Raw genomic sequence first — 25027 nt, 5'->3', positions numbered from 1 at the left:
CTTGACATTGAGGGGTTCCGTTACCGACACATCGTGCCGGGTCCGGTGGATTGTGTTGCTGCGAACGCCCGACACGCCATAGAGTCGCCAACCGTCGGCATGGTGCCACGCTGACCTATCGATAAGTTTCCTGGTCACATCCAAGGAGGTAAGACGACTTGTGAATGAGTCGACATTTACTCCCGGAGGCGGACGGCCAGGAGCGGTTGCACGGGGCCAGGGTCCCTCGGGGCTCGAGGCTGTCGGCTCCGTCGCGGTCCACACCTTCGCAGCCCACCAGAGCACTTCCTCGACAGCCCACCAGAGTATGGACGGCCATCACGTGAACGCCATGGCCGGCGACCGGGGCAGTGGAGATCCCGCCCGTCTCGCCGACTACGACGACCTGCCCGAGGGGCACTTCTACGATCCGGACGCGGAGTACGAACCGGATCCCGAGTACGCGGCGACACTCGCGCCCGACGCGGCCCGCCAGCGCCGCGAACGCGTCGGCCCGACCGGTCGCCCGCTCCCGTACTTCCCCATCCCGGGACCGCTCTCCGACCACGGCCCCGCCAAAATCATCGCGATGTGCAACCAGAAGGGCGGGGTCGGCAAGACCACCTCGACCATCAACCTGGGTGCCGCACTCGCCGAATACGGACGACGGGTGCTGCTCGTCGACTTCGACCCGCAGGGAGCCCTGTCGGTCGGACTCGGCGTCAACCCGATGGAGCTCGACCTGACGGTCTACAACCTGCTCATGGAGCGGGGCATGTCGGCCGACGAGGTCCTCCTCAAGACGGCGGTCCCCAACATGGACCTGCTGCCCAGCAATATCGATTTGTCAGCGGCCGAAGTGCAGTTGGTCAGCGAGGTCGCGCGCGAGTCGACCCTGCAGCGCGCCCTGAAGCCGCTGCTGGCCGACTACGACTACATCGTCATCGACTGCCAGCCTTCCCTCGGCCTGCTCACCGTCAACGCCCTGACGGCCGCTCATAAGGTCATCGTGCCGCTGGAGTGCGAGTTCTTCGCGCTGCGCGGCGTCGCGCTGCTGACCGAGACGATCGAGAAGGTCCAGGAACGGCTCAACCCCGAACTGGAGCTGGACGGCATCCTGGCGACGATGTACGACTCGCGCACCGTGCACAGCCGCGAGGTCCTGGCGCGCGTCGTCGAGGCCTTCGACGACCACGTCTACCACACCGTCATCGGCCGTACGGTCCGCTTCCCGGAGACCACCGTCGCGGGCGAGCCGATCACGACGTACGCCTCCAACTCCGTTGGTGCCGCCGCCTATCGCCAGCTCGCCAGGGAGGTGCTCGCCCGGTGTCACGCCGAGTGAGTCTGCCCGGAGCCGACGAACTGTTCCGCACCACCGGGGGGACGGGACTGCAGTCCTCGCCGCCCCGCCGGCCGGCGAACGGCTCCCCGGCGGGCGGCTCCCCGGCGACCGGCGAGGCGCCCCGGGTACCCGCACCGGCCGGTGAGGCCGATCCGGGAGCCGAGGCGGCCGGGGCGCCCGGCGCCGTACGGCATGCCGACCCTCCGGCCGCCGACGGCGGCCCGGTCCCCGGCCGCGCCCCCGCGCCCGCCGGGTCCTCCCCGGCCGAGCACAGCGGCCGCGCGGCGGACGCGGAGGCCCCCAAGGGCCACCGGCCCCCGCCGGGACAGACGAGCCAAGAGGGAGCCGCGGGAGCCGCGGGAGCGGCGGCGGTCGCGCAGAACGGCGCAGGGTCCCGCCGCCGCGGCGCCGGGCGGGGCGCCAACCGCCGCCCCAGCGGCCGCGAACGGCACGACGAGAAGATCACCGTCTATGTCTCCGCCGAGGAGCTCATGGACCTCGAACACGCCCGCCTGGTGCTCCGCGGCGAACACGGCCTGGCCGTCGACCGCGGCCGGATCGTCCGCGAGGCGGTCGCCGTCGTGCTCGCCGACCTGGAGTCGCGCGGGGACGCCAGCATCTTGGTGCGGCGGCTGCGCGGGCGCTAGGCGCGTAACCCGATAGCCTGCCCCTTCGATGCCGACGACGAACGACCACGCCCCCGCTCCCCGCGCCCGCCGCCCTCTGGGGGCCGGCCCGGGGACGGGTCCGGCGCAGGAGCCGCCGGAGGTCCCGGCGGACGGGACGGCCGCCCCTCCTGGGCCGCCGGCCCCCCAGGACGAACCGCCGGCCCCGGCCGGGCCGCAGGACGCCGCCGCACCGGACGCCGCCGACACCCTTGTCGCGTCCGACACTCCCGCCACGTCCGACACCTCCGTCGCCCCCGCCGCCTCTGCCGCCGAGCCCGTCGGCGACGGCAGATTCACCGTCCGGCTGGACAACTTCGAGGGCCCCTTCGACCTCCTCCTGCAGCTGATCTCCAAGCACAAGCTGGACGTCACCGAGGTCGCGCTGTCGAAGGTCACCGACGAATTCATGGCGCACATCCGGGCCATGGGGCCGGACTGGGACCTGGACCAGACCACCGAGTTCCTGGTCGTCGCGGCGACCCTGCTGGACCTCAAGGCCGCCCGGCTGCTGCCCGCCGCCGAGGTGGAGGACGAGGCCGACCTCGCGCTGCTGGAGGCCCGTGACCTGCTCTTCGCGCGGCTGCTCCAGTACCGCGCCTACAAACGGATCGCGGACATCTTCAGCGAACGGCTGGCCGACGAGGCGCGCCGCTACCCCCGTACCGTCGGGCTGGAGCCGGAACACGCCGAGCTGCTGCCCGAGGTCGTCATCAGCATCGGGCCGGAAGGGTTCGCCAGGCTGGCCGTGAAGGCGATGCGGCCCAAGGCGAAACCACAGGTCTATGTCGACCACATCCACGCGCCGCTGGTGAGCGTGCGCGAGCAGGCCGAGGTGGTGATGGCGCGGCTGCGCGCGGCGGGCGAGGCCGGCTTCCAGGAGCTGGTCGAGGACGCCCCGGACACCCTCACCGTCGTGGCGCGCTTCCTGGCGCTGCTGGAGCTCTACCGGGAGCGGGTGGTCCTCCTGGACCAGGAGGAGGCTCTGGGGACGCTGACGGTCCGCTGGACGGGCGCGGCGGGGGCCCGGCCGGTCGTGACGGACGAGTTCGACAGGCCCGCGGGGGAGCCGGCGGCGGATCCCCAGGAGCGCGAGAGCGAGGAGAGCGCATGACCGGCGTGCACGGGGCCCAGGAGGACGCGTACGGCGCCCACGAGGAGGCGTACGAGGTCCAGGAGGCCGGGCCCGCGGAGTCCGGGGGCCCGGCGCCCACCGGAGCGCTCGGCGTCGCCGAGCTGGCGCTCAAGCCCGCCCTGGAGGCCGTCCTCATGGTCGTCGACGAGCCCGCGACCGAGGAACACCTGGCGAAGGTCCTCCAGCGGCCGCGCCGGGCGGTGGCCCTCGCGCTGCGCGAGCTGTCCGACGACTACGCCCGCCAGGGCCGCGGCTTCGACCTGCGCCTGGTGGCCGGCGGCTGGCGTTTCTACTCCCGCGCCGAGTACGCCGACGCGGTCGAGAGCTTCGTCCTGGACGGCCAGCAGGCCCGCCTCACGCAGGCCGCATTGGAGACTCTGGCCGTGGTCGCGTACCGTCAGCCGGTCAGCCGTTCCCGAGTCTCGGCCGTACGCGGCGTGAACTGTGACGGTGTGATGCGCACGCTCCTCCAGCGCGGCCTGGTGGAGGAGGCGGGGACGGAACCTGAATCAGGTGCGATCCTGTACAGGACGACGAATTACTTTCTGGAGCGGATGGGCCTGCGCGGCCTGGACGAGCTCCCTGAGCTCGCACCGTTCCTCCCGGAGGCGGACGCGGTCGAGGGCGACTCCCCGGAAGGTATTCCGTCGTTCGACGTAGACGACAGCGGCGACTCTCAGACGGATCATTGATGCGAAGCAGCGGCAGGAACAACAGGGACAGCGGCAGCGGTCGGGGCAACTACCGCGGCGCGGACGGCGGCCCCTCCCGGCCGAAGGCCGGCGGAAAGCGGGACGACAAGCAGCAGCGTGCCGGCCGCCCCCGCCCCGAGGAGCGCCGCTACGACGTGGGCGGATCCGGCGGCTCCGCGGACCGCAGGGACGACCGCGGCGGCCCCAAGAGCGGCGGCAGCCGGGGCGCGGCCGCCCGTGGCGGCGCCAAGGGCGGTCCCCGTACGGGCGCCGCCTCCAAGGGAGCCCGTCCGGCAGGCAAGGGCGGTGGCCCGCAGCGCGGCCGCGGCCAGGCCCCGGCGCGGCCCCGCGAGTACGACGCCCAGATCGAGGAGCGCAACCGCGCCCGGCACAACAAGCCGCAGGTCAAGACCCCCAAGACCTTCCCCGGCGCCGAGCAGGAGGGCGAGCGGCTGCAGAAGGTGCTGGCCAGGGCCGGCATGGGCTCGCGGCGGGCCTGCGAGGAGCTGATCGACCAGGCGCGCGTCGAGGTCAACGGCAAGATCGTCACGGAGCAGGGCGTCCGGGTCGACCCGGAGAAGGACGAGATCAAGGTCGACGGCCTGACGGTCGCCACCCAGTCGTACCTCTTCTTCGCCCTCAACAAGCCGGCCGGCGTCGTCTCCACCATGGAGGACCCCGACGGCCGCCAGTGCCTCGGCGACTACGTCACCAACCGCGAGACCCGGCTCTTCCACGTCGGCCGCCTCGACACCGAGACCGAGGGCATCATCCTGCTCACCAACCACGGCGAGCTGGCCCACCGCCTGACCCACCCGCGCTACGGCGTCAAGAAGACCTACCTGGCGGCCATCCAGGGCCCCCTCCCGCGCGACCTGGGCAAGCAGCTCAAGGACGGCATCCAGCTGGAGGACGGCTACGCCCGCGCCGACCACTTCCGGGTCGTGGAGAACACCGGCAAGAACTACCTCGTCGAGGTCAGCCTCCACGAGGGCCGTAAGCACATCGTGCGCCGGATGCTCGCCGAGGCCGGCTTCCCGGTCGACAAGCTGGTCCGGACGGCCTTCGGCCCGATCGCGCTGGGCGACCAGAAGTCGGGCTGGCTGCGCCGGATGACCAACACGGAGGTCGGGATGCTGATGCGCGAGGTCGAGCTCTAGCCGGACCCGCCCGACGGACCGGCCCGGAAGGAAACGACCCCGGCCGAAACCGCTTGCGGCACCGGAGGACCACCCCTTAACGTCATCATGACATTAAGGGGTGGTTTTTTCATGGGGGCAACCATGGGGACAGGGACGGCGTCCGCCGCGACCGGATCGCTCATCGGGCTCGCGCTCGGTGACGCGCTCGGCTTCCCGACCGAGTTCCACGACGTACCGTCGATCCTCGCCAAGTCCGGACCCTGGCGGGAGATGAGCCTGCCCAGGCCCGCCTTCGTCACCGACGACACCCAGATGACGCTGGCGCTCGGACGCGGCCTGCGGACGGCCATGGAGCGCGGCGAGCTCACACCGCAGAGCCTCGCCGGCCCGGTGCGCGAGGAGTACGTCGACTGGTGGCGCTCACCCGACAACAACCGGGCGCCCGGCAACACTTGCCTGCGCGCCTGCCAGCTGCTCGCCGACGAGGACCGGCCGTGGGCCGCGGCCAGTCAGATCGGCTCCAAGGGCTGCGGCGCCAATATGCGGGTCGCGCCCATCGGGCTCGCGCCGGGCCTCGGCCCGCGCCTGCGCTCCGGCGCCGCCCAGCTCCAGTCCGCGCTCACCCACGGCCACCCCACGGCGCTCGCCGCCAGCGACCTGACCGCGTACGCCGTACGGGCCCTCGCCGACGGCGCCCGGCCCGCCGAGCTCACCGGCCTGCTGCGTGCCCATGCCCACGCCCACCGCACCGACTACCGGGAGGACTGGCTCGGCGACCTCTGGCGGCGCGCCCAGGACCCCTCACCGGAGTCGTTCACCGCGCGCGGCTGGGACGAGTGCCTCGGCGTCCTGGACCGCCTGGACGCGGCCCTGGCCACACCGGACCAGGAGACCGACCCCTGCCTCGCCACCGGCGCCGGCTGGATCGCGGAGGAAGCACTGGCCACCGGCCTGCTCTGCTTCCTGCTCTTCCCCGACGAGCCCCTCACCGCCCTGCGCCGCGCCGCCTGCACCTCCGGCGACTCCGACTCGATCGCCTGCCTCACCGGCGCGTTCGCCGGCGCCCACCTGGGCGCCGACGCCTGGCCCACGGAGTGGGCCGCCCGCGTCGAGTACCGCGACGACCTGGTGGCGCTCGGGGCGGCGTGGGATTGCTGATCCGCACGTTGTCGTCTGCGGCGCCGCGCTGGTTGTTCGCCGTTGCGCCTGCGGCGGGCGTGGGTTTGTCGGGTGCGGTGCCACCCCTCCGGACTTCGTCCTGCGGGGTGGCCCCTCCCGTGGGTGGGTGGAAGAGGTCGGTGGGGGCGGACGTTTCGTGTTCAGGTGCAGGTGGTCGTGTCCACCGGGCGCACCTGACCACCGACGTCCGCCCCCACCGTCCTTCTCCCTACCCCCATCGGGGAGGGGGCGGGCCGCAGGACGGAGTCCGGAGGCCCGGTCCCGCTGCCGAACAGCCTCGCGCAGCGACCACCGCCCGCCGCAGGCGCAATGGTGAGACACCCCCACGGCGGGCAAGCCGAAGACGTCGGCTCAGGCAAAGCGCAGCGAACGGGCCGCAGGCGAACCCAGCGAAACCCCCACGGCGAGGAAGTCGACTACGTGGGGCCCAAACCAAGCGCAGCGGACCGCGACCGGAACAGAAAGTCCGCCACCCGCGCCCGGTCCGGCGCATCCGGCAGCGGGGAGCCGGTGAGCGCCGCCTCGGCCTCCTCCGCGAGCCGCGTCATCCGGCGTTCCACCTCCGCCCAGGCGACCTCGCCGCGTTTGACCGCCAGCAGCTCCTCGCGGGCCGCGCCGACGTCCAGGGTGAGGACGCCCGTACGGAGCAGATCGCGCGCGCTCGCCAGCAGCCGCAGCAGATGCACGGCGGGCTTCCAGCGGGGCGCACCGCGCCGGCGGACATCGGCCTGCAGCTGCTTGAGCTGCCCGGCGGCGTAGCCGGTGAAGGCGCGGTGCACCTGCCGGGAGAGGAAGGCCCCGCGCAGGTCGAGCAGCTCCCGGCCGGTGTCGTCCAGGCGCTCCACGAGGGGGGAGTGCAGGCATTCCAGGGTGTTCGGATCGGCGCGCAGGGCCAGCTCGCAGAACCGTTCCAGCTCCCAGGAGAACTCCTCCTCGCGCGGCCCCGTCACATGCGTCGGCGGCTTCTCGAAGCGCCAGAAGAGCGCCGTCGGCGCGAGATACACCCCGCGCCGGTCGGTGTCGCTGTCCTCCGTCGCCAGCCCGAAGGCGCGCGAGCCCATCACACACGAGTAGACGGTGTGTCCGGTCACCAGCTCATGGCCCGTGCGATCGGTCGGCATGCGGGCGATTGTCGCTGGTCGGGGCGGTGACTGTCACCGGATTTACGACGCTGGGCACACGGTTGTCGGTGCCGCTGGTTACGCTGATCAGTGCGTACGCAGTTGCGTACGCAGGCGCATACGCAGCGGCGTGTGCGGCACAGGACGCAGGGAGCGGTGACGTGGCGGTACGAGCGGTCCGGGGAGCCGTCCAGCTGGAGCGGGACGACGCGGAGCACATGCGGGAACAGGTCGCCGAGCTGCTCCTCGCCATCCTGGAGCGCAACGACCTCGTGCCGGACGACCTGATAAGCGTGTGGTTCACCGCCACCCCGGATCTGCACAGCGACTTCCCGGCGGCCGCCGCGCGCGGCCTGGGGATCACCGATGTGCCGTTGATCTGCGTCCAGGAGCTGGCGGTGACCGGCGCCATGGAGCGGGTGGTGCGGGTGCTGGCCCATGTGGAGACCGGGCTGTCGAAGGCCGGGATCGCCCATGTCTACCTCGGCGCGGCGGCGGCGCTGCGGAAGGACATCGCACAGTGAGAACCGCACTCGTCATCGGAACGGGCCTGATCGGGACGTCCGCCGCGCTCGCGCTGAACGCCCGGGGCGTCCAGGTCTACCTGGAGGACCACGACCAGGCGCAGGCCCTGACGGCCGCCGCCCTGGGCGCGGGCACCGCGGAGGCGCCGCCCGGCCCGGTCGATCTGGTCATCGTGGCGGTGCCGCCCGCCCATGTCGCGACGGCGCTGGCCGACGCCATCCGGCGCGGCGCGGCCCGCGCGTACATCGACGTCGCCAGCGTCAAGGGCGGCCCGCGCCGCGCGCTGCAGGCGATGGGCTGCGACCTGACCGGCTACCTCGGCACCCACCCGATGGCCGGCAAGGAGCGCTCCGGGCCGCTGGCGGCCACCGCCGACCTCTTCGAGGGCCGGCCCTGGGTGCTCACGCCCACCCGCGACGGAGACACCGAGGTCCTCAACCTCGCCCTGGAGCTGGTGGCGCTGTGCCGGGCCGTCCCGGTGGTGATGGACGCCGACGCCCACGACCGCGCCGTCGCCCTGGTCTCGCACACCCCCCAGCTGCTCTCCAGCCTGGTCGCCGCCCGACTCAAGGGCGCCGACGAGACCGCGGTCCGGCTGTGCGGCCAGGGCATCCGCGATGTGACGCGGATCGCGGCCTCGGACCCGGCGATGTGGATCGACATCCTCTCCGCCAATCCGGGCCCGGTCGCCGATGTGCTGGCCGAGATCGCCGCCGATCTGGACGACACCGTACGGTCGCTGCGCGCCCTGGAGTCCGCCGACGAGGACAAGCGCGGCGCGGGCGCCGGGGGCATCGAGGACGTCCTGCGGCGCGGGAACGCCGGGCGCGAGCGGGTGCCGGGCAAGCACGGCGCCGCCCCGGCCGCGTACGAGACCGTCGCCGTGTACATCGGTGACCAGCCGGGCGAGCTGGCCCGGATCTTCGCCGACGCCGGCCGGGCCGGGGTCAACATCGAGGACGTCCGCATCGAGCACGCCACCGGTCAGCAGGCCGGTTTCATCCAGCTCACGGTCGAGCCGGCGACGGTGCCGGGGCTGACCGCCGAGCTGCGGGAGCGGGGCTGGTCGATCCGGCAGTGAGACCGTGGACGGGGCGGTGCGGGTGAGCCAGTAACCTTGTCCGAGGCCTCTTATCGGCCATGGACCTCCGCCCCGTGCACAGGAAAGGTGTTCGTCACCGTGGAAACCGCCACCCGGACCGCCCCGGCTGCAGTGATTGTCGCCATCGACGGCCCCGCAGGCACGGGCAAGTCCAGCACCTCCAAGGCCGTCGCCGCCAAGCTGGGGCTCGGCTACCTCGACACCGGCGCCCAGTACCGCGCGATCACGTGGTGGATGCTGACCAACGGCATCGATGTGAACGACGCCACCGCGGTCGCCGACGCCGCCGCCAAGCCGGGGATCGTCTCCGGCACGGACCCGGCCGCCCCGACCATCTCGGTCGACGGCCTGGACGCCGCGGGCCCGATCCGTACCCAGGAGGTCACCGCCGCGGTCAGCGCCGTCAGCGCGGTCCCCGAGGTGCGCGCCCGGATCACCGGCCTGCAGCGCACCATCGCCGCCGAGGCCCCCAACGGCATCGTGGTCGAGGGCCGTGACATCGGCATAACGGTCCTGCCGGACGCCGATCTCAAGGTCTTCCTCACCGCCTCCGCCGAGGCCCGCGCGGCCCGCCGCAGCGGCGAGCTCAAGGGCAAGGAGGCCACCGATCTGGCCGCCACCCGCGAGGCGCTGATGAAGCGGGACGCCGCCGACTCCTCCCGCAAGACCTCCCCGCTGGCCAAGGCCGACGACGCGGTCGAGGTGGACACCACCGAGCTGACCCTGGAGCAGGTCATCGAGTGCGTGGTCACCCTCATCGAGGGCGCGCGCGCCGAAAAGGCGGGGCTCGCCCGGTGACCGACAGCGGCAAGGCCCCGAGCCCGGCCGGTGCCGCGGTCGGCCGGCGGATCGGCATCGGCCTGATGTACGGGCTGTGGAAGCCGCGGGTGCTCGGTGCCTGGCGGGTGCCGTCCGCCGGTCCCGTGATCCTCGCCGTCAACCACTCGCACGGCATCGACGGCCCGATGCTGATGGGCACCGCACCGCGGCCGGTGCACTTCCTGATCAAGAAGGAAGCGTTCGTCGGCCCGCTGGACCCGTTCCTGCGGGGCATCGGCCAGCTGAAGGTGGACCGCAGCACCGCCGACCGCAAGGCGATCACCGACGCGCTCGGGGTGCTGGAGCGCGGCGGGGTGCTGGGGATCTTCCCCGAGGGCACCCGCGGCGAGGGCGACTTCGCGTCGCTGCGGGCCGGGCTGGCGTACTTCGCGGTGCGCTCCGGCGCCCCGGTCGTGCCCGTCGCGGTGCTCGGCAGCACCGACCGCAGGAGCCGGCTGACCCCGGCCGTACCGCCGCTGCGCGGCCGCGTCGACGTCGTCTTCGGTGACGCCTTCGAAGCGGGCGACGGGAGCGGGCGGCGCACCCGTAAGGCGCTGGACGAGGCAACCGTACGGATCCAGGAGCGGCTGACCGCCCACCTGGCACAGGCCAGGCGCCTGACCGGGCGCTGACCGAACTCGAGTAGTGGTCCGCTTACGGGCGGTCCACCGATGACCACGCGGCGGCAGCCGCACAGTGAATGCGTGAGGAACGGACTTCATGAACGACCAGATCCACACCGGCGAGGAGCACGGTGCGCTTGGCGACGCCGAGTACGCGGAGTTCATGGAGCTCGCCGCGGAAGAGGGCTTCGACCGTGAGGAGGTCGAGGGCGACATCGCCGCGGCCGGCCACGGCCCGCTGCCCGTCCTCGCCGTCATCGGCCGCCCCAATGTCGGCAAGTCGACCCTGGTGAACCGCATCATCGGCCGCCGCGAGGCGGTCGTCGAGGACAAGCCGGGCGTCACCCGCGACCGCGTCACCTACGAGGCCGACTGGAACGGCCGCCGCTTCAAGGTCGTCGACACCGGCGGCTGGGAGCAGGACGTCCTCGGCATCGACGCCTCCGTGGCGATGCAGGCCGAGTTCGCCATCGAGGCCGCCGACGCGTGCGTCTTCGTCGTGGACGCCAAGGTCGGCGCGACCGACACCGACGAGGCCGTCGTCAAGCTGCTGCGCCGCTCCGGCAAGCCGGTGGTGCTGGTCGCCAACAAGGTCGACGGCCCGTCGGGTGAGGCCGACGCCGCCATGCTGTGGTCGCTGGGCCTCGGCGAGCCGCACCCGATCTCCGCGCTGCACGGCCGCGGCACCGGCGACATGCTCGACGCCGCGCTCGACGCGCTGCCCGAGGCGCCCGCGCAGACCTTCGGCGCGGCCCTCGGCGGCCCCCGCCGGATCGCGCTGATCGGCCGCCCGAACGTCGGCAAGTCGTCGCTGCTGAACAAGGTCGCCGGCGAGGAGCGGGTGGTCGTCAACGAGATCGCCGGCACCACCCGCGACCCGGTCGACGAGATGATCGAACTCGGCGGCAAGACCTGGAAGTTCGTCGACACCGCCGGTATCCGCCGCCGGGTGCACCTCCAGGAAGGCGCCGACTACTACGCCTCGCTGCGCACCGCGGCCGCCGTGGAGAAGGCCGAGGTCGCGGTCGTCCTGATCGACGCCAGCGAGTCCATCAGCGTCCAGGACCAGCGGATCATCACGATGGCCGTGGAGGCCGGGCGCGCCCTGGTCATCGCGTACAACAAGTGGGACACCCTCGACGAGGAGCGCCGCTTCTACCTGGAGCGGGAGATCGAGCGGGATCTCGTCCAGATCCCGTGGGCGATGCGGGTCAATGTCTCCGCGCGCACCGGCCGTCACATGGAGAAGCTGGTCCCGGCCATCGAGACCGCGCTGGCCGGCTGGGAGACCCGCATCCCCACCGGGCGGCTGAACGCCTTCCTCGGCGAGATCGTGGCCTCCCACCCGCACCCGATCCGCGGCGGCAAGCAGCCCCGCATCCTCTTCGGCACCCAGGCCGGCACGAAGCCCCCGCGCTTCGTCCTCTTCGCCTCCGGTTTCCTGGAGGCCGGCTACCGCCGCTTCGTCGAGCGGCGGCTGCGCGAGGAGTTCGGCTTCGACGGGACGCCGATCCACATCTCGGTGCGGGTGCGCGAGAAGCGCGGCACCAAGAAGAAGTAGCGGTGGCGGCGGCCGGCCGGGGGCTCAGCGCCCCTGCGACCGGGCGTCCCGCTGTCCCGGTGGCAGCGCCGCCGGGACATGCCCCCGCGGGTGGTAGGGCTGCCGCCCCACGACTTCCCACTGGCCGGTCGATGCCGTCGTCCGGCCCCAGCTCCCGTTGCCGCGCAGCGATTCCGGGATCTCCGGCTCGTCCGTACGGTCCCCGGGCAGCGCTCTGAAGGAGCGGCGGTACTCGGCGTACAGCGCGTCATAGATCGGCGTGGCCGAGGCGCGGTCAACGGTGCGCGTCGCCCCGGGCTCGTGCGACGGGCGCATGCCGGGGATCGGGTGGGGGTACTGGGCGCGAGGGGAGGGGTCGTATGCGTGCACGTATCTGCCAACGACCCTGATGCCCGCGGGATGCGGCTTTCGGCCGGAAATGGCTGATCGCGGGGGCAATACCGCCCATCGGGCGGTGCCGCTCCCGCGATCGGCGCAATCGTGTGGCTCAGGTGCCGGCCAGCGGCATCGCCGCGGCGACCAGGACGCCCCGCGCGGCGGCCCGCTCCAGCGCCTCGCGCATCAGGTCCTCCCGCGGCTGGTGACCGATGGAGCCCACCGGCGCGGCGTACATCAGCACGGTCTGCGCCTTGTTGGCGGCCGCCCGCCAGCCCTCGGAGACGGCCAGCGGCTGATGGGCCTGCCACCAGGCGGACTGGCTGCCGGCGGCGCCCGGCTGGAGGACGGCGTGCAGCTTGCCCATGGCGAGCAGCGCGGACCAGCCCGGGTTCGGGGCGGGGAGTTCGTTCATGTCCCGCACATCGCCGAAGCCCTGCTCCCGCAGCAGCGGGAGGAAGTCGTCGCCCGGGGCCGTCGAGCCGGGGCGGGCGATCGGGCCGTTGGGCTCGACGACCAGGGCCGGGCGGAGCTCGCCCTCGACCAGCACCAGGCCGCAGGTGATCCCCAGGGTCGCCTGGCGTTCGCCGGCGGGGGCAGGGGCGCCTGCCGCGGGGGCCGCCGCGGGGGTGTGGGCGGCGGCGTCCTCACCGATGATGGAACGCACGGCTCCCTGGAGCTGCTCCTCCGCCACCGGGACGACCTGCGAGGGGATGCAGGTCGCGTGCGCGAACGCGAGGACCGCGGTCTCCTTGCCCACGAACAGGACGGTGCTGGTGTGCTCCTGCTCGCTGTCGCCGGGGGTGCGGCAAGAGGTGCAGTCGTAGCTGCCGGGGGCGTCGCCACCGGCCAGCAGGCGGTCGGCTTCTTCGTCGCCGATCTCGGCGCGAACGTCGTCGCTGACGTCGAGCATGCGCGGCACGGGTGGCTCCTCGATCTCTGAGCGGTTGCCGGGGGGTCTCCCGGCTCGTACATGGACAACGGGTGACCTGCGGCCGGAGTCACGCGCGGACGGGAACAGAATCGAACCGACCCACGCACACGAGCGAACGGCGGGGAGCCTTCGCACCGCGGTCGCCCGCGGCCGGATCCCACGGTGACGATGCGGCAGATGGCCGCTTTCCCTACGCCGGACCGGGTGGCGTCGGCGGCCCCCGGGCGCGGCACGCGGCTCCGCGGCGGGCGGCTGCCTAACGTGACCGGCTATGTCCGACGACTTCCCGGCGCCCCGGCGCCGCGGCGCCGCCCTCACGGGTGTGCTCGCCGCGGCGGCCGCAGCCCTGGTGCTGTGCCTGCCCGGTGACGCATCCGCCGCGCCGCGCGACGAGGGCTGGGACGACGGGGGAGCCGTCGACTACGCCTGCGCCGGTGACCAATGGCCGTGGGGCTGCGTCGCCAAGTGCGAGAGCGGCGGCAACTGGCGGGCCAACACCGGCAACGGCTACTACGGCGGCCTGCAGTTCGGGCAGCGGACCTGGAAGGGCTACGGCGGCCTGGACTACGCGCGGCGCGCCGACCTCGCCACCCGCGACGAGCAGATCGCGGTCGCCGAAAAGGTCCTCGTGTCCCAGGGCTGGGGCGCCTGGCCCGTCTGCTCCCGGCGCTACGGGCTCATCGGGAAGTCGTACGTCCCGCGCCCCGATCCTCTCGACCCGGACCTCCCGGACGACATGTACCCCCCGATCGCCCGCCTCCTCGCGGGGCGGCCGCCCAGCGGCCCCGATCGCTGACGGGGATGCAATCCGGGGCCGGAAGGTTCCCTGACGTTGCTACCGATGACCTAACTTTTTCGGAACAACTTGGCGAAAGCCCCCAACCCGCAACCCCTTTTTGCGGTCCTACCGTTCGGCAGACGGATGCATGACGCCGCCGGGGGGCGCGCGGCATGGTCCATGGGCAGCTCAGGCATGACCGGAAGACCAGGGGACACGGGGACGGATGCACATCTCATTCCTGATTCACAACGCGTACGGGATCGGGGGGACGATCCGGACGACGTTCAACCTGGCCCGCACGCTCGCCGAACGGCACGACGTCGAGATCGTCTCCGTACTGCGGCACCGTGACACCCCGGTCTTCGGCCTCGGCCCCGGTGTCGCCCTGCGGCATCTCGTCGACATCAGGGAGACCGCCCCCGGCTACGACGGCGCCGACCCCGCCCACCGGCGCCCCGCCAAGGTCTTCCCCGCCGCCGAGGGCCGCTACGCCCAGTACAGCGAGCTCACCGACCGCCGGATCGCCCAGCATCTGCGCCGTATCGAGGCGGACGTGGTGGTCGGCACCCGGCCCGGACTGAACGTCCACATCGCCCGGCAGGCCCGCCGTGGCCCGGTGCGCATCGGGCAGGAGCATCTGACCCTGGACACCCACTCCCGGGAGCTCAAGCTGGCGCTGCGCGGCGCCTATCCGCGCCTGGACGCGGTCACCACCGTCACCGAGGCCGACGCCCGCGCCTACCGCCGGGCGCTGCGGCTGCCCGGCGTCCGCATCGAGGCGGTGCCCAACAGCGTGCCCGAGCCCGGCCTGCAGCCCGCCGACGGCAGCGGCAAATGGGTCGTCGCGGCCGGCCGGCTCGCCCCCGTCAAGCGCTATGACGTCCTGATCCGCGCCTTCGCCGAGGTCGTCGCCCGGCGCCCCGACTGGCGGCTGCGGATCTACGGCGGCGGCGCCGAGAAGGCCGCGCTGCGCGCCCTGATCGAGGAACTCGGCCTGTACAACCACGTCTTCCTGATGGGGCCCGCCAACCCCCTGGAGCCCGAGTGGGCCAAGGGCTCCATCGCCGCGGTCTCCTCCAGCCTCGAATCCTTCGGCATGACGATCGTGGAGGCGATGCGCTGCGGCCTGCCGGTGGTCGCCACCGACTGCCCGCACGGCCCCGGCGAGATCATCGAGGACGGGGTGGACGGCAGGCTGGTGCCGGTCGGCGATCCGCAGGCGCTGGCCGCCTCGCTGCTGGACCTGATCAACGACGACGACGCCCGCAAGCGCATGGGCCGTGCCGCGCTCGCCGCGTCCGGCCGCTTCGACCCCGCCACGGTCGCCGGACGCTACGAAACGCTCTTCGACGAGCTGCTCGCCCGCCGTCGCGGCAACCGCCTGCGCGGCACCTGGCACCGCGCCCGCGGGACGCTGCTCAGCGGCGCGTACGCCACCAAGGACGCGGCGCGTGCCGTGATGGGAGGGGTACGGACGGCATGAACGCCTCGACGCGGCCGGCCGCGACCGGAACGACGGCGCACACCACAGCGCACACCACGGCACACGCCACGACGGCCGTGACGGGTCCGGCGACGAAACCCACGAAGAAACCCACGAAGAAACCGACGAAGAAACCGACGAAGAAACCGATGAAGAAGGAGCGCTCGGCCATCGATCAGGAACCCGAGGTTCCGGAAGCCGTCCCGGACCGTGGCCGACGGCCCGCCCCGGTGGAGCTGCGGGCCGACTGCATCGCCGATTCCGCGGGCGGCCTCACCTTCGACCTGAACGCCCCCGCGGACACCCACACGTCCTGGAACGCCGCGCTGGTGCTGCGGCTGCGCGGCGGCGACGGCGCGGACGACGAGGTGCGCCTGCCGCTCGGGCCGAACGGCTCCGGGCGGCTGCGCGCCGTTCTGCCCAGCACCGTCGCGCTCGCCGAGGGCCGCTGGAACGCCTACGCGGACCTGGGCGACGGCCGCGACCCGCGGCGCCTGCTGCCGGGCGTCAACGACCTGCGCTCCCTGGTGGACCGCCGCCCGCTGGCCGGCATCGGCCGGCTCGGCGTGCGCATCCCCTACGCCACCAAGTACGGCAACCTCGCGCTGCGCAGCTGGCTGCGCGGCCCGCACGCCGAAGCCGGCGACATCCTGGTGACGCCGGACGGCATGACGGTCTCCGGCCGCCTCTACGGTGCCTCCCCGGCGGCCGGCGCCCAGGCCGAGGCCCGCGCCCGGCGCTCCCCGCGGTCCCCGGGCGCCGCCCCGGCCACGGTCACCGTCCCGCTGGCCGTCGAGGGCCCGGACTTCACCTTCACGCTGCCGTACGAGGAGCTGGCCGGCAGCTGGCGGCGCGGCAGCGAGCCGTGGGACCTGTGGCTGCGCCCCGCCGAGGGCGCCCGGCCGGTGCGCATCGCCCGCCTCCTGGACGACGTACCGGACAAGAAGCAGGTCTTCAGCTATCCGGCGCTCCCGGTGCAGGCCGCCGCCGCGCAGGTCCGGGTCGGCCCGTACTACACCCTCGACAACGACCTGGCGATACGGGTCGCGGGCCCGAAGGAGGACTCCTGACGTACGGCGCCTGACGTATGGCGCCTTACGTACGGAGCCTTACGTACGGAGCCTGAACGTGCGGAGCCTGACGCACGTCGTCCCGCGTACGGCGCCCGGCACCTGACGCCCCGCGTACGGCGGCTACCGTGAGCGGATGGAGCGCAGCGAGCGGGAACGGGCGGCCGGGCGGGGGCAGTTGCTGACCATCGGGGAGCTGGCGCGCCGCGCCGGGGTGACGGTCAAGACCGTGCGGCACTACTCCGAGGAGGGGCTGCTGCCGGACGCCGGGCGCAGCGGCGGCGGCCATCGCCGCTACGCCCCCGAGGCGCTGGAGCGGCTGCACCGCATCCGGGATCTGCGGGCCTTCGGACTGTCGCTGCCCGCCGTCGCCGACGCCCTCGCCGGCGGTTCCCTGGAGGCCGCCCTGGCCGAACGGCTCGCGGATCTGGGCGGCCGGCTGGCCGCGCTGCGCTGGCGGGAGGCCGCCCTGCGCGCCGTCACCGAGGCCCCGGCGGCCGAACGCCCGGCGCTGCTGCGCCTGCTGGGCGCCGTGCCGCAGCCGCCGACCAGCGAGGCGCTGGTCCGCTTCTGGCGCCGTCTGCTGCCCCGCGAGCTGCCGTCGTCCCTGCTGGCCGGCATCCTCGACGAGGCGGTGCCCGCCCCGCCCGCCGACCCCGAGCCGGCTCAGGCGGTCGGCTATGCCCGGCTGTACGCCGTGGCGTCCCTGGCCCGGATGAGCGCGGTCGAGCGCTGCGACCGGGTCCGGGCGGCGGCCGCGCTCCCGGGCCGTACGGACCCCGTCGTCCTCTACCGGGGCCTGGGCGAGGCCTATGCGCTCGCCGCCGTGGCGGCCGGCGCCGGTCGCCCGCCCGCGCCCGGCGCCGAGCTGGACGCCTTCGTGGCGGCGCATGCCCGCGCCTGGGGAGAGCGGGACTGCGACGCCTTCCGCGCCGGGCTGCGCGCGACCGTACGGGCGGGCGAGGACCCGCGGATGGCGGCGTACTGGCGTCATGTGGACGAGGTGACCGGCGGCGGGTACCCGACGATGGGGACCGCGCACGCCTGGCTGGTCGGCGCCCTCGGGGCGGCGGGCTGATCCGGCCCCGGCCCCGGCCGCCGCGCCTCGCGCAGAGCCGGGGAGGGTGAGGAGGGCAAGGAGGGCGGGGAGGGCGGGGAGGGCGGGGAAACGACGCACCGCCCCGCGGCGCCCGGCCCGGCCCGGCGGCGGGGCGATGTGCGGGAAATGTGTGTGGAGTGTGTCTCGTCGGTCGATTTCCCGGCGGCCGGTGAAAAGCGTCGGGTACACGGAATCGCCGTCCGGTGCGGCGGGAATTCAGGACGCCGGCCGATGCGCCGCGGCATGGTGACCGCCCCCGATTTCCCGTCGATCGAGGCGGAATTCCGGCCGCTTTGTTTTCCACCCGGATGCACCATCACCCGGCACGTACGGGTGACGGACGTTACTGCAAACGCGGCGCCCTTCGCTGTGACACAAGTGTGACCAATGAAGTACCGGGCGGACACCGGGATGTGCGCCGGACGGGCCTTCCGCCCTTCGGTGCGGACGCCTACGGTGGCTGTCATGGCACCTCTACCTGATCTTCCGAACGAACCCCAGGACGACATCGAGGCCTATGTCGGCCTCGCCCGGCAGGACGCCGAGGAGCGGGCCCGGGAGCGCGGCTGGAGCACCGTCCGGTCCCTGGCGCCGGGCACGATCATCACGATGGAATACGTCGTCGGCCGGCTCAATTTCGAGGTCAAGGACGGCCAGGTGCAGCGCAGCTGGCAGGGCTGACGGAGCGTCTCCACGACGAAGGCCCCGGCCGCTCGGAGGAGCGGCCGGGGCCTTTCGTTGCGGGAGCGCGGGTGTGCGTACCGGCCCCGCGGCCCGGGGAGCGGTCAGCCGGCCGCGTTGCGGCCGCGCCCGGAGGTCGGGCTCAGCGGTGCGGTGCGCGGGACGCGGTCGGCGTGCGGCGGCCGCCGGCTGCCCGCGGGCGTGACCGGGGAACGCTCGGAACGGATGGTGTACGGGCGCGCGGGGTGATGCGGCCAACCGTCCTGGGGGCGGGTGGCGGAGTGACCGCCCGTACCGGCGGCCGCTCCGATGGCCTCGCGTACGAGCACCTCGCCCTCGGGGGCGACGCGCTGCCGGGAGACCCCGGGGGCCAGCGTGCCGACCGGCAGCGGACCGCGCAGGGAATCGGGGCGCAGCCGCAGCCACAGCCGCAGGATGATGCCCATGAGGCGGTCCTCCACCCAGGTGACCCCGGGCTCCAGCCACGGCATCGCCAGCAGCACCAGCAGGCCCGCGGCCCAGCCGAGCAGCACATCGCTGACCCAGTGCGTACCGAGGTAGACCGTGGTCATGCCGACGCCCAGCGCCCCCAGCGCGGCGATCACCGACAGGGTGCGCCGGCGCAGCGGAGTGGTCGCCAGATAGGCCAGGACGCCCCAGGTGACGACGGCGTTCGCGGTGTGACCCGACGGGAATATATCGCCGCCCAGGTACATCTCGTTGGCGCCGACCGTCGTCGCGTAGTGCGGGCCGAGCCGGCCCATACCGAGCTTGGCGGCGCCCACCGTGATGTTCAGCAGCAGCAGCGAGGCGCCCAGCACCAGCAGCGGGTGGAGGTTGCGCTGGCGCCAGCAGCGCCAGCCCAGCCAGGCCGCGACCGCCACCGCGGTCGGGCCGCGCTGGCCCAGGACCACGAAGTAGTCGAGGAAGGCATGGATCTCCGGCCACTGCTTGTAGGGCCGGAAGAACATGACCTGCCAGTCGAAGGTGACCAGCCATGAAGAAACCAGCACTGCGACCACGATCGCGATGTACACCGCCAGCGTGCCGCCGAACAGCCACAGGCGGGTCCGGGTCATCTGGGGTGGTTGAACGCGGTCGGTCGGGCGCTCCTCCATCTGGTCGAGCTTGTCATCGGTACGCACTCAATCGACGTTACCGCGTGTGATGTAGGCGCTTGGTCAAACTGTGCGCTTTGTAATGACGATGTGATGTGGAATGGGTCTCAAGCGGAGCGGCGGAGCCGGGATTTCGAAGCGAATTCGGCGCGTTTCCGATTCACCTCCGGGCGCTCGCGTGTCGTCACTACGCGTGCTTATCTGTTTTTCTCCGGAGGAGTTTATCGCCGATTTCCCCGGACGTCGCGGGAAGTTTCCCTTCCGCGGACTTCACGGAGGAAGATCTTCCGGTCCCTTCCGCGGCCGTTCCCCTGCTCACGGCGGACCGGATCCGTTCAGCCAGAACGCCCCGTAGACCGCCGACCCCGCTGCGACCAGCGCGACGACCGGCCAGGACCGCACCGGCCGCCATTTCGCCAGCCCCGCCGCCAGTGGCAGCAGCAGCGGGTAGGCGGGCATCATCAGCCGCGGCTTGGAGCCGAAGTAGCCCTTGGCGGTCAGCGCCAGCAGCAGGACGACCCCGCCGTAGACGGCCAACGGCACCGGCTGGCCCCGCCGCACGCCGCGCACATACAGCCAGATCACCAGCGCGACACCGGCCAGCAGGCCGAGCCCGGCGAAGGGCGGCAGCTGCCACAGGAAGCGGGCGAAGGCGTAACCGCCGTCGAAGCCGTTGCCCCAGCCGCCCTGGACGTCCAGATAGCCGGTGAAGCTGCCCTGCCGCGCGCCCACCCACAGGAAGTAGCCGCACCAGCCCAGCGGCGCGAGCACCACGCCCGCCGCCATGCCCGGGTGGGCACGCAGCGTCGTGCGCAGCCGTACCCCGCCGGCCCGCTCGTTGCGCACCGTCACCGCGGCGGCGACCCAGACGGCCGCGACGACCGCGGCGCCCACCGGCCGGGTCAGCCCGGCCAGCGACGCCAGCGCGCCCGCCCACACCCAGCGGCCGGTCAGCACGGCGTACACGCCCCAGGCCGCGAGCGCGGTGAACAGCGACTCCGAGTACGCCATCGACTGCACGATGCCGACCGGCAGCGCCGCCCACAGCGCGGCCAGCGCCACGCCGGCCCGAGGGCCGTGCAGCCGCTCACCGGTCGCGTACAGCGCCCAGGCCGCGGCCAGCGACGCCGACCAGGCCACCGCCAGGCCCGCATTGGCGGCCGACAGCGGGGTGACGGCCGAAAGGCCCCGCTCCAGCCAGGGCAGCAGCGGAAAGAACGCCAGGTTGGAGTGCACATCGCCGTTGGGCAGATGGACCGCGTAGCCGTAGCCCTGCTCCGCGACCCGGGTGTACCAGAGCGAGTCCCAGCGGGCCGTCAGCAGCGTGTGCCAGTCCTTGCCGTTCGCCGCCGACCAGACGGCGAGCACGGCCACCCCCAGCAGCCGGACCGCCGCATACGCCGCGAGCGCGGGCGCGGCGCGGCGCAGCGCGGCCTGTAAGGCGGCGGTGCGGGTCCGGCCGGGAACTGCGGCGGAGGCAAGATCGTTCATTCGGACGATTATCGACGATGGTGCAGGTGGCCGAAGAACGACCATCGGCGGCGGGTGGGCAAACGCCGGGGGAACGCCGGGCGCTGCGATGAGCGTCTCACCGTGAGGTGGGCCACGCGGCACGCTGGGCGACTCGCGTAGTCTGACGTCTCAACTCGCCCGTGCCGCCGGTTTCCCCGGGGCGTTTTTCGCGCCCTGATCCACGGCCGCGAGAGCATGACAGGAGGAACTGCATGTCCGGGACGACCGCGTCCGGCAGTGAACGGACGGCTGGTGTTACCCGGCTTTCACGCGACGGAGCAAACCGCTGGACCGTGCTGATCGTGCTCTGCGTCAGCCTGCTCTTCGTCGCGCTGGACACCACGATCCTTTACGTGGCGGTGCCCTCCGTGACCGAGGACCTGCGGCCGGGCCCGGTGGAACTCCTGTGGATCGTCGATGTCTATCCGCTGATAGCGGCGTCCTTGCTGATCCTCTTCGGCACGCTCGGCGACCGCGTCGGCCGCCGGCGCATCCTCCTCCTCGGCTACGGGCTCTTCGGCCTGGCCTCCGCCGCCGCGGCGCTGGCGCCCAACCCGCAGATCCTGATGGCGGCCCGCGCGCTGCTCGGCATCGGCGGCGCGATGATCATGCCCGCGACGCTGTCGATCCTGCGGCAGGTCTTTCCCGACCGGCGTGAACGCGCGGTCGCCATCGGCGTCTGGAGCGCGGTGGCCGCCGTCGGTGCCGCCGTCGGCCCGGTCCTGGGCGGCTTCCTCGTCGAGAACTTCTGGTGGGGCTCGGTCTTCCTCATCAACATCCCGATGATGGCCGCCATGCTGCTGATAGGGCGCTGGCTGCTGCCGGAGTCACGGGGTGAGCGCAACGGCCCCTGGGACGTGGTCGGCGCGGTCATCGCGGCCTTCGGTGTGCTGGGCATCGTCCTCGGCGTCAAGCGCATCGGCGGCGGCACGGCCGTGCTGAGCGCGACCACGCTCGGCCCGATCCTGGTCGGTGCCCTGCTGCTGATCCTCTTCGTCCGCCGCCAGCGCCGCCGCGAGCATCCGCTGATCGACATGCGGCTCTTCGCCCGCCCCGCGTTCGGCACCTCCGTCGCCTGCATCGTGCTGGCCATGCTCGCCCTGGTGGGCCTGCAGCTGATCGCCGTCCAGTACCTCCAGCTCGTGCTCGGGCTGACCCCCTTGCAGACCGGCGTGCGGATGCTGCCGCTGGTGTTCTCCGCGATGGCCGCCGGCCTCACCGGCTCGAAGCTGCTGCAGGCGCTCGGCCCGCGCGCCATGGTCGCGCTCGGCTTCACCCTGACCGCCGTCGCCGTGCTGTGCCTGACGATGATGAGCGACCACGACCGCCCCTGGCTGCTCTCCCTCGGCTTCGTCCTGCTCGGCTTCGGCTTCCAGTCCACGCTGTTCGGCGCGTACGAATCGATGCTCAGCGAGGCGCCCGCCGAGCAGTCGGGCGGTGCCGCCGCCCTCGGGGAGACCTCCTACCAGCTCGGTGCGGGCATCGGCGTCGCCCTGCTCGGCAGCGTCATGAACGCCGCCTACGCGCCCGGCCTCGGCCGTGTCGACGGCGTGCCCGCCCGCGCCTCCGCCGCGGCCTCGCATTCGCTCGGCGAGGCGTACAAGGTGGCCGCCGGCCTCGGCCACTCCGCCCGGTCCGCGCTGCGCGAGGCCGCCCGCGACTCCTTCGTCCACGGGCTGCACGTCACCCTCGTCGCCAGCGCCGTACTGTTGCTGATCGGGGCCGGGATCGCGCTGCGCCTGCCCCGCCGGGCCGCGGAGTCCACCGAGCGCGCCGAGGGCGAGACCGCCGCGGCCGAGCAGGCGACGGGCCCCGGCTGCGACAGCGCACCGGCTCCCGCCGGCTCCACCGGCTGACCGGCCGGGCGGCTCCCGCGCCCCGCACCCCCGCCACACGGCGCCGACCCTTGCTGGGCGGCGCCGTGAGCCGTACCGTCGGACAGGCCATAACTACCACTGCTAGTTTTACGCGCGAGCGCTGAACCTGCCGGAGGCCCCGCATGTCCGCACCGCTGTCCTCGAAGCTCCCGCCGTTCGACCCCGCCGACCCGCTGGGCATCGACGATCTGCTCACCGACGAGGACCGTGCCGTCCGCGGCACCGTCCGGCAGTGGGCCGCCGACCGCGTCCTGCCGCACATCGCCGACTGGTACGAACGCGGCGAACTGCCCGGCATCCGCGACCTCGCCCGCGAACTGGGCTCCCTCGGCGCGCTGGGCATGTCCCTGACCGGCTACGGCTGCGCGGGCGCCTCCCCGGTCCAGTACGGCCTGGCCTGCCTGGAGCTGGAGGCCGCCGACTCCGGCATCCGCTCGCTGGTCTCCGTCCAGGGCTCGCTCGCCATGTACGCGATCTGGCGCTTCGGGTCCGAGGAGCAGAAGCAGCGGTGGCTGCCGCGGATGGCGGCCGGCGAGGTCATCGGCTGCTTCGGCCTGACCGAGCCGGACCACGGCTCGGACCCCGCGAGCATGCGGACGTACGCCAAGCGGGACGGCGGGGACTGGGTGCTCAACGGGCGCAAGATGTGGATCACCAACGGCTCGGTGGCCGGGGTCGCCGTGGTCTGGGCCCAGACCGACGACGGCATCCGCGGGTTCGCCGTCCCCACCGACACTCCCGGCTTCTCGGCGCCCGAGATCAAGCACAAGTGGTCCCTGCGCGCCTCGGTCACCAGCGAGCTCGTCATGGACGACGTACGGCTGCCGGCCGATGCCGTACTGCCGGAGGCCAAGGGCCTCGGCGGCCCGCTGCGCTGCCTCAGCCACGCCCGTTACGGGATCGTCTGGGGCTCGATGGGTGCCGCGCGGGCCTGTTTCGAGGCGGCCCTCGACTACGCCCGCACCCGCGAGCAGTTCGGCAGGCCCATCGGCGGCTTCCAGCTCACCCAGGCCAAGCTGGCCGATATGGCGGTGGAGCTGCACAAGGGGATTCTGCTGGCCCATCACCTGGGGCTGCGGATGGAGGCGGGGCGGCTGCGCCCCGAGCAGATCAGCTTCGGCAAGCTCAACAACGTCCGGGAGGCCATCGAGATCTGCCGCACCGCCAGGACGATCCTGGGCGCCAACGGGATCTCGCTGGAGTACCCCGTGATGCGGCATGCGACCAATCTCGAATCGGTGCTGACCTACGAGGGCACCGTCGAGATGCACCAGCTGGTACTGGGCAAGGCGCTCACCGGGCTGGATGCGTTCCGGTAGGCCGGGGGGTGTCCCCTGGGGGGTCGTCGAACGCATCCCCTAAGGGGCGCGAAGGCCCCCTGCGGGGCCACAACGCGGTGGTGCCGGGGAATGTTCCCGTTTCCCGGCACCACCCGCGTTCCCGGCACCATCGCGTTCCCGGTGCCGCCGAGTACGCGGATACGCGGACAGCGGGAGTACGGACCCAGGGCGCGGGAGCGCGGGCCCCGGGAGCGCGGCCCCTGGGCCCACGGGAGCACGGACCTCGGACGGGAGCACGGACCTGGGGCCCCCGGCGCGCGGACCCCAGGGGCGCCGGGCGCGCGGACCCCCGGCCGGAACACGCCACCCGCTCAGCTCTGGCTGCTGTATTTCCCGGGGGGCAACCCCCGGACCCCCGGCCGGAACACGCCACCCGCTCAGCTCTGGTTGAAGAACCCCCCGTTGCGGTGGTTGTCCTGCCCCCCGCTGACCACCTTGTAGTCGGGCGGGGTGAGCAGGAACACCCGGGTGGCGACCCGGTCGATCGAACCGCGCAGGCCGAAGATCAGGCCGGCCGCGAAGTCCACCACGCGCTTGGCGTCACCCGGTTCCATGGCCGTCAGGTTGACGATGACCGGGACGCCGGACCGGAAGAGCTCGCCGATGCCGCGGGCGTCGCCGAAGCCTTCCGGGGTGACGGTGGCGATACGGGTGCCCTGGTCGTGTGCGGTCCGGTCGGCCACCCGGACCCGGGGATCGGTCACCCAGGCGTCGCCGGCCGGGGCGGCGGACCCAGGTCCCTCGGCGTAGTCGTCGTCGTAGTAGCGCTCGTCATCGTTGTCGTCGACGAGGCCAAGCCAGGCACTCGCCTTGCGCACCGATCCCATTGACGCCTCCTCTCACCCGCGGTGGTGTTCCGTCTTTCCGTG

At 73.0% G+C, this 25027-nt stretch carries 24 protein-coding genes; 18 read left to right on the top strand and 6 right to left on the bottom strand.

What is annotated here, in order from left to right; all coding sequences use genetic code 11:
- Nucleotides 1–307 precede the first annotated feature (307 nt).
- The 6 genes from AC5677_RS09070 (at nt 308) to AC5677_RS09045 (ending at nt 6116) form a co-directional block, all read left to right on the top strand.
- Nucleotides 308–1324: a ParA family protein gene (locus AC5677_RS09070; RefSeq protein ID WP_046928739.1), complete on the top strand. Its 1017-nt coding sequence runs from the start codon at nt 308–310 to the stop codon at nt 1322–1324.
- On the top strand, nt 1321–1971 hold the full coding sequence (locus AC5677_RS09065; RefSeq protein WP_497196547.1) for a hypothetical protein: 651 nt from the start codon (nt 1321–1323) through the stop codon (nt 1969–1971). Before AC5677_RS09070 ends, AC5677_RS09065 begins: the two co-directional genes overlap by 4 nt.
- Before the next feature lie 28 nt (nt 1972–1999).
- Nucleotides 2000–3103 carry a segregation and condensation protein A gene (locus tag AC5677_RS09060; protein WP_497194507.1) on the top strand — a complete coding sequence of 368 codons (1104 nt, stop codon included), beginning with the start codon at nt 2000–2002 and terminating at the stop codon, nt 3101–3103.
- On the top strand, nt 3100–3816 hold the full coding sequence (gene scpB, locus AC5677_RS09055; RefSeq protein ID WP_497194506.1) for an SMC-Scp complex subunit ScpB: 717 nt from the start codon (nt 3100–3102) through the stop codon (nt 3814–3816). The genes AC5677_RS09060 and scpB overlap by 4 nt, the downstream gene beginning before the upstream one ends.
- Nucleotides 3816–4976, top strand: a complete 1161-nt coding sequence (locus tag AC5677_RS09050; protein WP_497194505.1) for a pseudouridine synthase — start codon at nt 3816–3818, stop codon at nt 4974–4976. Before scpB ends, AC5677_RS09050 begins: the two co-directional genes overlap by 1 nt.
- A 123-nt stretch (nt 4977–5099) precedes the next feature.
- Nucleotides 5100–6116, top strand: a complete 1017-nt coding sequence (locus AC5677_RS09045) for an ADP-ribosylglycohydrolase family protein (protein WP_497194504.1) — start codon at nt 5100–5102, stop codon at nt 6114–6116.
- 437 nt (nt 6117–6553) lie between these two features.
- On the opposite strand, the gene AC5677_RS09040 is transcribed toward AC5677_RS09045, so the two are convergent.
- On the bottom strand, nt 6554–7258 hold the full coding sequence (locus tag AC5677_RS09040) for a nucleotidyltransferase domain-containing protein (protein ID WP_497194503.1): 705 nt from the start codon (nt 7256–7258) through the stop codon (nt 6554–6556).
- Between the two features lie 161 nt (nt 7259–7419).
- On the opposite strand from AC5677_RS09040, the gene aroH reads away from it, so the two are divergent.
- From aroH to der, 5 genes are all read left to right on the top strand, one after another.
- On the top strand, nt 7420–7782 hold the full coding sequence (aroH, locus tag AC5677_RS09035; RefSeq protein WP_497194502.1) for a chorismate mutase: 363 nt from the start codon (nt 7420–7422) through the stop codon (nt 7780–7782).
- A complete protein-coding gene (locus AC5677_RS09030; protein ID WP_497194501.1) occupies nt 7779–8864 on the top strand; it encodes a prephenate dehydrogenase in 1086 nt (361 codons plus the stop codon). The genes aroH and AC5677_RS09030 overlap by 4 nt, the downstream gene beginning before the upstream one ends.
- 99 nt (nt 8865–8963) lie before the next feature.
- A complete protein-coding gene (gene cmk, locus AC5677_RS09025) occupies nt 8964–9683 on the top strand; it encodes a (d)CMP kinase (RefSeq protein WP_497194500.1) in 720 nt (239 codons plus the stop codon).
- Nucleotides 9680–10336: a lysophospholipid acyltransferase family protein gene (locus AC5677_RS09020; RefSeq protein ID WP_497194499.1), complete on the top strand. Its 657-nt coding sequence runs from the start codon at nt 9680–9682 to the stop codon at nt 10334–10336. The genes cmk and AC5677_RS09020 overlap by 4 nt, the downstream gene beginning before the upstream one ends.
- An 88-nt stretch (nt 10337–10424) precedes the next feature.
- On the top strand, nt 10425–11888 hold the full coding sequence (gene der, locus AC5677_RS09015) for a ribosome biogenesis GTPase Der (RefSeq protein ID WP_497194498.1): 1464 nt from the start codon (nt 10425–10427) through the stop codon (nt 11886–11888).
- A 24-nt stretch (nt 11889–11912) separates the two neighbouring features.
- On the opposite strand, the gene AC5677_RS09010 is transcribed toward der, so the two are convergent.
- The gene (locus AC5677_RS09010) at nt 11913–12257 is read right to left on the bottom strand and encodes a hypothetical protein (protein ID WP_497194497.1); all 345 of its coding nucleotides are present in this window, start codon (nt 12255–12257) and stop codon (nt 11913–11915) included.
- Between the two features lie 118 nt (nt 12258–12375).
- The gene (locus AC5677_RS09005; protein ID WP_497194496.1) at nt 12376–13185 is read right to left on the bottom strand and encodes a DUF8842 C-terminal domain-containing protein; all 810 of its coding nucleotides are present in this window, start codon (nt 13183–13185) and stop codon (nt 12376–12378) included.
- A gap of 283 nt (nt 13186–13468) precedes the next feature.
- On the opposite strand from AC5677_RS09005, the gene AC5677_RS09000 reads away from it, so the two are divergent.
- From AC5677_RS09000 to AC5677_RS08980, 5 genes are all read left to right on the top strand, one after another.
- The gene (locus tag AC5677_RS09000; RefSeq protein WP_497194495.1) at nt 13469–13993 is read left to right on the top strand and encodes a transglycosylase family protein; all 525 of its coding nucleotides are present in this window, start codon (nt 13469–13471) and stop codon (nt 13991–13993) included.
- A 208-nt stretch (nt 13994–14201) separates the two neighbouring features.
- Complete coding sequence (locus AC5677_RS08995) at nt 14202–15461, top strand: glycosyltransferase family 4 protein (RefSeq protein ID WP_497194494.1); 1260 nt, start codon at nt 14202–14204, stop codon at nt 15459–15461.
- Between the two features lie 149 nt (nt 15462–15610).
- Nucleotides 15611–16531, top strand: a complete 921-nt coding sequence (locus tag AC5677_RS08990) for a hypothetical protein (RefSeq protein ID WP_497196546.1) — start codon at nt 15611–15613, stop codon at nt 16529–16531.
- Nucleotides 16532–16667: 136 nt separating this feature from the next.
- On the top strand, nt 16668–17609 hold the full coding sequence (locus AC5677_RS08985; protein ID WP_497194493.1) for a MerR family transcriptional regulator: 942 nt from the start codon (nt 16668–16670) through the stop codon (nt 17607–17609).
- A gap of 486 nt (nt 17610–18095) precedes the next feature.
- Nucleotides 18096–18311 carry an I78 family peptidase inhibitor gene (locus AC5677_RS08980; protein ID WP_497194492.1) on the top strand — a complete coding sequence of 72 codons (216 nt, stop codon included), beginning with the start codon at nt 18096–18098 and terminating at the stop codon, nt 18309–18311.
- Between the two features lie 104 nt (nt 18312–18415).
- Here AC5677_RS08980 and AC5677_RS08975 read toward each other — a convergent pair whose 3' ends face one another.
- Both AC5677_RS08975 and AC5677_RS08970 read right to left on the bottom strand, forming a co-directional pair.
- Nucleotides 18416–19456 (bottom strand): phosphatase PAP2 family protein, encoded by a 1041-nt coding sequence (locus tag AC5677_RS08975; RefSeq protein WP_497194491.1) that lies wholly within the window; start codon nt 19454–19456, stop codon nt 18416–18418.
- A 288-nt stretch (nt 19457–19744) separates the two neighbouring features.
- Nucleotides 19745–20920, bottom strand: a complete 1176-nt coding sequence (locus tag AC5677_RS08970) for a putative hexosyltransferase (RefSeq protein ID WP_497194490.1) — start codon at nt 20918–20920, stop codon at nt 19745–19747.
- A 233-nt stretch (nt 20921–21153) separates the two neighbouring features.
- Here AC5677_RS08970 and AC5677_RS08965 point away from each other — a divergent pair, with 233 nt between their 5' ends.
- Both AC5677_RS08965 and AC5677_RS08960 read left to right on the top strand, forming a co-directional pair.
- Nucleotides 21154–22797 carry an MFS transporter gene (locus tag AC5677_RS08965; protein ID WP_497194489.1) on the top strand — a complete coding sequence of 548 codons (1644 nt, stop codon included), beginning with the start codon at nt 21154–21156 and terminating at the stop codon, nt 22795–22797.
- A 143-nt stretch (nt 22798–22940) separates the two neighbouring features.
- Nucleotides 22941–24137 (top strand): acyl-CoA dehydrogenase family protein, encoded by a 1197-nt coding sequence (locus AC5677_RS08960; RefSeq protein WP_497194488.1) that lies wholly within the window; start codon nt 22941–22943, stop codon nt 24135–24137.
- Between the two features lie 398 nt (nt 24138–24535).
- Here the strand turns inward: AC5677_RS08960 and AC5677_RS08955 are convergent, their stop codons facing one another.
- Nucleotides 24536–24985, bottom strand: a complete 450-nt coding sequence (locus AC5677_RS08955; RefSeq protein ID WP_497194487.1) for a cell division protein SepF — start codon at nt 24983–24985, stop codon at nt 24536–24538.
- Between the last annotated feature and the right edge of the window lie 42 nt (nt 24986–25027).

The organism is Streptomyces sp. JLSY215 (assembly GCF_059682825.1).
The sequence above is the reverse complement of the archived record's forward strand: the minus strand, read 5'-3'. Positions and strand labels throughout refer to the sequence as shown.